At 60.8% G+C, this 6,375-nt stretch carries 5 protein-coding genes, 1 tRNA gene and 1 pseudogene; 5 read left to right on the forward strand and 2 right to left on the reverse strand.

Annotated elements, in window-relative coordinates; translation table 11 throughout:
- The first annotated feature begins 103 nt into the window (after positions 1-103).
- The 3 genes from map to F3J24_RS21430 all read left to right on the forward strand — a co-directional run bounded on the left by map (position 104) and on the right by F3J24_RS21430 (position 4,083).
- Entirely contained in the window at positions 104-916 is an 813-nt protein-coding gene (map, locus tag F3J24_RS21420) for a type I methionyl aminopeptidase (RefSeq protein WP_167010455.1), read from the forward strand.
- Positions 917-1,105: 189 nt separating this feature from the next.
- Positions 1,106-3,748, forward strand: coding sequence for a [protein-PII] uridylyltransferase (locus F3J24_RS21425; protein WP_167010457.1), 2,643 nt, complete (start codon positions 1,106-1,108; stop codon positions 3,746-3,748).
- Positions 3,749-3,822: 74 nt separating this feature from the next.
- Positions 3,823-4,083: a hypothetical protein gene (locus F3J24_RS21430; protein WP_003056528.1), complete on the forward strand. Its 261-nt coding sequence runs from the start codon at positions 3,823-3,825 to the stop codon at positions 4,081-4,083.
- Positions 4,084-4,147: 64 nt separating this feature from the next.
- Here F3J24_RS21430 and asd read toward each other — a convergent pair whose 3' ends face one another.
- A complete protein-coding gene (gene asd / locus F3J24_RS21435) occupies positions 4,148-5,011 on the reverse strand; it encodes an archaetidylserine decarboxylase (protein ID WP_167010459.1) in 864 nt (287 codons plus the stop codon).
- Between the two features lie 411 nt (positions 5,012-5,422).
- On the opposite strand from asd, the gene infA reads away from it, so the two are divergent.
- Positions 5,423-5,680 carry a translation initiation factor IF-1 gene (gene infA, locus F3J24_RS21440; RefSeq protein ID WP_003056533.1) on the forward strand — a complete coding sequence of 86 codons (258 nt, stop codon included), beginning with the start codon at positions 5,423-5,425 and terminating at the stop codon, positions 5,678-5,680.
- A gap of 70 nt (positions 5,681-5,750) precedes the next feature.
- Positions 5,751-5,827: transfer RNA gene (locus tag F3J24_RS21445), tRNA-Pro, on the forward strand.
- A gap of 201 nt (positions 5,828-6,028) precedes the next feature.
- Here F3J24_RS21445 and F3J24_RS21450 read toward each other — a convergent pair.
- Positions 6,029-6,375, reverse strand: a pseudogene (locus tag F3J24_RS21450) (methyl-accepting chemotaxis protein); the annotation flags it as partial.

The raw sequence follows: 6,375 nt of genomic DNA on the forward strand, positions 1-6,375 counted from the left end.
CTGAATTCGGTGAGCCTCGGATTTTACCGTGCCTCGGGGTTAGTCCGAATGCTCACACCCACAAGCCCTGCATGTTCAAGCGCGCAATGGGATAATTGCGGCCATGAGCATCACACTGAAGACCCCCGAAGACATCGAGAGCATGCGCATTGCAGGCCGCTTTGCTTCGGATGTGCTGGACTACATCACCCCCCACATCAAGCCCGGCATCACCACCCAGCAGATCGACGATCTGTGCGCCAAGCGGATGGCCGAGCAAGGCACCAAGACGGCCTGCCTGGGCTATCAGCCTCCGGGCATGACGCCCTACCCGGCCTATGTCTGCACCTCGGTCAACCATGTGGTATGCCACGGCATCCCCAACGACAAGCCTTTGAAGAAGGGCGATATCGTCAATGTCGACGTGACCATCATCACCGAAGACGGCTGGTTCGGCGACAACAGCCGCATGTTCATCATTGGCGAAGGCACGATTGCAGCCAAGCGCCTGTCCAGGCTCACGTTCGAAGCCATGTGGAAGGGCATTGCCCAGGTCAAGCCCGGTGCCACGCTGGGCGATATCGGCCACGCCATCCAGACCTTTGCAGAGAGCAACAACCTGTCCGTGGTGCGCGAATACTGCGGCCACGGCATCGGCAAGGTGTTCCACGACGAGCCCCAGGTGCTGCACTACGGCCGCCCCGGCGAAGGCGTGGTGCTGGAAGAAGGCATGGTCTTCACCATCGAGCCCATGCTGAATCTGGGCAAGCGCGACATCAAGGCCATGCCCGACGGTTGGACCGTCGTCACCAAGGACCGCAGCCTGACCGCCCAATGGGAGCTGATGCTGGCCGTCACCAAGACCGGCTATGACGTGCTGACCTGGTCCGAGGGCTCGCCCACTCCGCCTGACTTCATCACGTCCATCCGCACCTGAGCGCACTGCTGCCGCTGACCTGCATGCCGCACCGGCCAAAGCCGGATGCGGCATATTTTTTGCTTGTAGACCTTGTGCTGCAAGCGCCATGCGCTCATCTTTTTGCCATCACGGGCCTCAAGCCCAAGTCAGTTGGGTTAAGGTGACGCTCAAGCACTTGCCCTGTTGAAACGCTTTTTTCTACTGCGCATGACCTCCTCTGCCCACTCCTACGCCCACTCTGCCGACGTCTCCGACCTCTCCTCGCTACAGGGCCTGCGCGAGCAATATCGCGAGGCCAAGGCCCGGCAGATGGACTTGCTGCGCAACCCCACGCTCGGCAGACGCAGCGTGCGCGGAGTGCTGCACCATTTCAGTGAACTGGCCGACGGTCTTCTGCGCACCCTCTGGCAGCGCGCGCAGATGCCGCAAGGCACAGCCCTGCTGGCCGTGGGGGGTTATGGGCGCGCCCAGCTCTTTCCCTACTCGGACATCGATGTGCTGGTGCTGCTGTCCCAAAGCAGTGCACAGCCGGCTGCGGAACTGGCGGCCAGCATCGAGCAGTTCATCAGCAGTTGCTGGGATGTCGGCCTGGAAATCGGCTCCAGCGTGCGCAGCATTGCCGAATGCCTGCAGGAGGCCGCGCAGGACCTGACGGTACAGACCGCCATGCTGGAGTCACGCCGCATCACCGGCAGTAAGGCCTTGTTTGCCGACTTCGAGCAGGCGTTTCGCGCGCAACTTGATCCCAAGGCTTTTGTCGAAGGCAAGCTGCTGGAAATGCGCCAACGCCACGCCAAATACGACTTCACGCCCTATTCGCTGGAACCCAACTGCAAGGAATCGCCCGGCGGGCTGCGCGATCTGCACACCATGCTCTGGCTGGCCAAGGCCGCAGGCTTCGGCAATAGCTGGCATGAGCTGGCCGAGCAAGACCTGATCACCCATTTCGAGGTGCAGCAGCTCGAATCCAACGAATCCCTGCTCAGCCTGATCCGTGCACGCCTGCATGCCGCTGCCGGCCGCCACGAGGACCGGCTGGTCTTCGACCTGCAGACCGCCGTGGCCGAAGCCTTCGGCTACCGCTCCACCACGCCGGAGGGCCGCAAGCTGGCCATGCGCGCTGGCGAGACCCTGATGCGCCACTATTACTGGGCCGCCAAGGCGGTAACCCAGCTGTGCCAGATCGTGCGCATGAGCATCGAGGAGCGCCTGAACCCCGGCTCGCACGAGCTGATTCAGCTCAATGATCGCTTCTGCGAGAAGGCCGGCACCATCGAGGTGGTCAGCGACGATCTGTACGAGCGCGATCCGCACGCCATTCTCGAAACCTTTCTCATGTATGAGCAGCATGAGGGATTGACGGGTCTGTCGACGCGAACACTGAGAGCGCTGTATGCCAGCCGCGATGTGATGGACAGTGCTTTCCGTCGCGACCCGGTCAATCGCGCCACCTTCATGAAGATCCTGCAGCAGCCGCGCGGCATCACCCATGCCATCCGGCTGATGAATCAGACCTCGGTGCTGGGCCGCTATCTCTGGCCCTTCCGCCGCATCGTGGGGCAGATGCAGCACGATCTGTTCCACGTCTACACCGTGGACCAGCATATCCTGATGGTGCTGCGCAATGTGCGGCGCTTCTTCATGGCCGAGCATGCCCATGAGTATCCGTTCTGCTCCCAGCTCGCCGCAGGCTGGGACAAGCCCTGGATTCTGTATCTGGCCGCCCTCTTCCACGACATCGGCAAGGGTCGTGGCGGCGATCACTCCGTGATCGGTGCCGTCGAAGTCAAGCGTTTTTGCCGCGCCCACCAGATCGACAAGGCCGATGCGGAGCTTGTCGAGTTTCTGGTGCGCGAGCACCTGACCATGAGCCAGGTGGCACAGAAGCAGGACCTGTCCGACCCCGACGTGATTCGTGCCTTTGCCGAACGCGTCGGCAACGAGCGCAAGCTCACCGCCTTGTACCTGCTGACGGTGGCCGACATTCGCGGCACCAGCCCCAAGGTCTGGAGCGCCTGGAAAGGCAAGCTGCTGGAAGACACCTACCGCCTGACCCTGCGAGTGCAGGGTGGCCGTGCCCCGGATGCCGCCGCCGAGATCGAAGCTCGCAAGCGTGAGGCGCTGGTGCAGCTGGCCCTGTCCGCTCAGCCCTTCGAGTCCCACAAGAAACTCTGGGAGACGCTGGATGTGAGCTACTTCATGCGCCATGAAGCGGCCGACATCGCCTGGCATACCCGCCATCTCTCACGCCATGTGGGCCTGGGCAAGCCCGTGGTGCGCGCCCGGCGGTCGCTGGCCGGTGAAGGCCTGCAAGTGCTGGTCTATGCACCTGACCAGCCCGATCTGTTTGCCCGTATCTGCAGCTACTTCGACCGGGCCGGATTTTCCATTCTCGATGCACGCGTGCACACGGCCAACAACGATTACGCACTGGATACCTTCCAGGTCATCGCCCCCACCATGCAGGAGCAGTACCGCGAGCTCATGCACATGGTGGAAAGCGATCTGACCCAGACACTGCTGCAGGGCGGCCCGCTGCCCACGCCGTCGCAAAGACGGCTGTCGCGCCGCGTCAAGAGCTTTCCATTCGCTCCGCGCGTCATCCTGCGCCCCGATGAAAAAGCCCAGCACTGGCTGCTGTCCATCTCCGCGTCAGACCGCGCCGGCCTGCTCTACATCATTGCCCGGATCCTGGCCCAGCACCATATCAGCGTGCATCTCGCAAAGATCAGCACCCTGGGCGAACGCGTGGAAGACACCTTCCTCATCGAAGGCCCTGAACTGCAGGACAACAGCAGCCAGTTGCGCATGGAAACCGAGCTGCTCAAGGCCCTGGCCCAGCCCGGTTGAATCAAGCCCGGCAATTCGGGCTTTAGTTTGATGATTCGCGGCCGATAAGCAGTCACCACTACTACGGAAAGCCCATGCAGCTCGCCTCCAATGAAGTTGCGGCATCGCCGCCCACCACACGCAGTGGCCTGTTTCATATGCCGTTGTTTCGGCCCGGCACCGAGGTCACTCAGAATGGCCGACGCGAAATCGTCAGCCATGTCATCTTGCGCAGACGCGAACTAATGGTCTACCTCCGAGGTCACGACGACCCGGTCAAGCCCGATCGCCTGAGTCTTGCCCCCACGGTGTTCACCACCGAACGCCGGCCCGAACCGCTGACCTGGTTTCTTTGATCCCTCTAAGCAAGAAAGCCGCTGAGCTCATGGCATCAGCGGCTTTTTCTATGGAACCCGGCTATCAGCCCAGCTTGGCCTGGGCATTGGCCATGACCTGGCCCAGTTGCACCGGCGCCGCCGGCTGCCACTGCGGATTGAACTGCAGGCCTGCAGCCTGAGGAAACAGCATGACCACCGTGGAGCCAAGCTGAAAGCGGCCCATCTCCTCGCCGCTGGCCAGCGTCACCGCTTCGGCGCCTTCGTACTTCCAGGTCTTGATATGGCCTGGACGCGGAGGATTGATCAGGCCATGCCACACCGTGGCCATGCTGCCCACGATCGTCGCGCCCACCAGCACCAGCACGAAGGGCCCATGATCGGTATCGAACACGCAGACCACGCGCTCGTTGCGCGCGAACAGCCCGGGCACGCCACGGGCAGTCACCGGGTTCACCGAGAATAGGTCCCCTGGCACATAGGTCATGCTGCGCAGCTTGCCGGCACAAGGCATATGAATGCGGTGATAGTCGCGCGGACTCAGATAGATCGTGGCAAAGCTGCCGTTGTCAAACTGGCGCGCCAGAGTCGCATCCCCTCCAACCAGGGCAGTCGCACTGTATTGATGCCCCTTGGCTTGAAAGATCTGCTCGCCTTCGATCCTGCCGAACTGGCTGATGGCACCATCTACCGGGCAAATCCAGTCCGCCTGTGCCAGAGGACGAACACCGTCCTTGAGTGCACGTGTGAAAAAGGCATTGAAGGTCTTGTAGGCAGCAGGATCGGGATTGGCCGCTTCGGCCATATTCACCTGGTAGCGCTGGATAAAGCGACGAATAACCGCCGTCGTCAATCCGCCGGCCTCGGCTTGCGCCAGTTTTCCCATCAGCGCGGTCAGCGCCTGCTTGGGCAAGAAATATTGGGAAAGTACGGCAAGTCGATCAGACACAATGGAATTTTGCTATCAAAGTTATAGAGCTGTCGAACAGGATTCTAGCCAAGACCACGGCAGCAGCGGCTGTCTTTGAGGGCTACAGGCGTTTTCCCCCATCCAGGCCACTGCCCGGGCGCTGCATCTCAATGATGCAGGCATCATGACAAAGACCCATGCAGCCGTCTCATCGCTGCGACGCTTTACCCCTTTATCAGGGCATAAGCGAAGGCGAGACGCTACAATTCCAATGTTTAGCTGAATGCTGTTTCACAGCATGGCTTGATTGGATATCGGCCTTTTGTTCGGTCTGCGCAAACAGCGCAGCGCCCTTGCCACATTGAGGCCTGAGCACTTGTACTGCTCAGGCCTTTTCCGTGGTGATGACGAGCAAGCGCCGCAACTGACCTTTTCTGAGAGATTGAACAAATGGCCAAGGAAGAACTGATTGAAATGCAAGGCTCCGTGACGGAAGTCCTGCCTGACTCGCGTTTTCGCGTCACGCTGGACAACGGTCACCAACTGATTGCCTACACCGGCGGCAAGATGCGCAAGCACCACATCCGCATTCTGGCCGGCGACAAGGTGTCGCTGGAAATGTCGCCCTATGACCTGACCAAGGGCCGCATCACCTTCCGTCACCTGGCCAACCGCGGCCCAGCCCCCACTACACCTCGTTCAAAATAAATAGCGCCTCGCCATCAAAAATTCGACATTTCAAAAAATGAGCAATTTTTTGTAGTTAGAATAGAGGCTTCGGAGCGTAGCGCAGCCTGGTAGCGCATCTGCTTTGGGAGCAGAGGGTCGCGAGTTCGAATCCCGCCGCTCCGACCAAACGATACAAGGCCTTGGGTTGAAAAATCCAAGGCCTTTTGTCTTTCCAGCTCCGAACCAGCCAACGCCTCCGAAAAAGCTTTGGCCAACGAAATGGGCGCAGGCGAGCGCTCTTCAGCAAGTCCAAACCGAACGACACAAGATCGGCTTAAGCAGCAGACATGCTTCGCTCAGCAGTTATAGCCAAAGCTCCGCTGCGCATCAGAAGGCCTCCCAATCACTGCCTTCCATAGCAACCGCCGCTTGCCGAGTTCCGGCGATGGCTGCCGGGCGGCGCAAAGCAGTGGCAGCAGTCGCCTGGGGTGCAGGTTTCTCCCCGGGTCTGGACATCCTAGGAGACACCGTGCCGCCCGCCTGCGACGCTGGCGCCCTGCTTGCGGCCTGGAGCTGGGTCATTGACTCAAGGCCAGACAATTTGAATACAGCCACCGCCTGCACCAAGGACTGCGCCTGATGGTTCAGACTGCTGGCAGCCGCGGCCATTTCCTCCACCAGCGCTGCATTTTGCTGCGTGGTCTGGTCCATCTGCGTCACGGCTTCACCGATCT

The sequence above is a fragment of the Comamonas sp. Tr-654 genome, from assembly GCF_011752915.1.
In the GTDB taxonomy this organism is placed as follows: domain Bacteria; phylum Pseudomonadota; class Gammaproteobacteria; order Burkholderiales; family Burkholderiaceae_C; genus Comamonas.